Here is a 259-nt window from a genome sequence, read left to right as displayed (position 1 = left end):
AGGAACTCGTCACCGCCCCAGGTGTAGCGGGCTTCACTCCGCACGGAGTTTGACGAGAGCGCTGTGCTGGGCGTGGTCATTTCGCCTCCAAAAGATCGGGAGCGGACTCGATGAACTTGGAATGGTGGGTGACGGAGGCGAATTCGGGACGCGCCAGCAGCATCTTATGCACCGGAACGGTTGTTTTGACTCCCTCAACGTGCACGTTGTCGAGGGCTTCAAGGGCGGCGGCGATGGCGGCGTCGCGGTCAGCTGCGTG

1 pseudogene is annotated in these 259 nt (G+C 62.2%); it reads right to left on the bottom strand.

Annotated features, from left to right (window positions below):
- Positions 1-76 precede the first annotated feature (76 nt).
- A pseudogene (locus SB679_RS25080) lies at positions 77-259 on the bottom strand (hypothetical protein); the annotation flags it as partial.

The sequence above is a fragment of the Chryseobacterium sp. SIMBA_029 genome (assembly GCF_046535275.1).
Lineage (GTDB): Bacteria > Bacteroidota > Bacteroidia > Flavobacteriales > Weeksellaceae > Chryseobacterium.
The sequence above is the reverse complement of the archived record's forward strand: the minus strand, read 5'-3'. Positions and strand labels throughout refer to the sequence as shown.